Source organism: Pseudomonas sp. Ant30-3 (assembly GCF_000690905.1).
Lineage (GTDB): Bacteria > Pseudomonadota > Gammaproteobacteria > Pseudomonadales > Pseudomonadaceae > Aquipseudomonas.
In genome coordinates this window covers 1-1,005 of record NZ_JMCL01000227.1, presented here as the reverse complement: position 1 = coordinate 1,005, position 1,005 = coordinate 1, and the positions used below count along the sequence as shown (strand labels likewise).

General features: G+C 69.8%; 1 protein-coding gene. It reads right to left on the bottom strand.

Annotated elements, in window-relative coordinates:
• Positions 1 to 494 precede the first annotated feature (494 nt).
• A partial coding sequence (locus DU29_RS0129005) for a S26 family signal peptidase (RefSeq protein WP_028624814.1) occupies positions 495 to 1,005 on the bottom strand: 511 nt, incomplete at its 5' end.

Sequence of the window (1,005 nt, the reverse complement as noted above, 5' to 3'; positions counted from 1 at the left end):
GCACCCGGAAATCGTCGTCGCGGCGGGCGGTCATGGCTGCGCTCCCTGCAAGCTCTGGCGTGTCCTGTCGTGCGAAGCACGGGGACATGCCTGCATTGGCGCGGGCCTCGCGCCCCAAGCGGCACGGTGGCGAAGCCGCTCCGTGCCGCGCCACCCCCATGTGCAGACAGGCTTTCTACGCGGCCTGGTGCCGCGTCCTTTTGTCTTGCCTTCCGCCTTTGCCCTTCGCTGTCGCTCCGGGCATCGTCGGCCCGGCGGCGCTGCTGCGGGAGCAGCCAGCGCGCCGGCGAACGCGCGGACTGACGCCATGAAGACAGCAGGCCGGGCGCGTTCGAAGCAAGACGCCTGCACGTTGGAAGGCTGCGTCGAAGGCAGCGCGACGTGCGGTGCGGATGCACCGGTACGGCAGGCGCGACGACACGGCAACAGCAGCGAGAACGACATGCCCGATGGCACGACAAGATGCACGGCAACGTGCAGCGAGTCGGCGGCCATCATGGGCGGGACTCCAGCCACACCGGATGCGCAACGCCGATCACGGTGGATGCGCTGACCGGGCCGAAATACCGGCTGTCGAACGATGCCGGATTGGTCACGCTCAACAGGAACAGTTCGCCCGGTTCGAGACGGCGGCAAAGCTGCAAGGATGGCAGCGGTCGGCCCAGCCGGTCGGCAGGCAGCGCGGCGGCCGCAGGCACGCCGTCGATGCGAACCTGGCCGGCGACGATGCAAACGTGTTGTGGCGCGACCGCGCCCACACGTTTGAGCAGCGGCACGCGCGTTGGCAGATAGCCGCGCTGCGCGGCCAGCATGGCGGCCCTGTTGGGCAGCGGCACCAGCACGATGCTGTCCACTGACAGCGGACGTGGCAGCGAGGCGGTGCGCGGGTCGAACGGTTCGATGCGATACCAGCCAACCGCCACACTGTCGGACGGGTTGTAGGCCAGGCGCGGCAGCGGCGATACGAAAGCCGCCCAGGCCAGCGCCGCGAGGCCGATGGCGGCC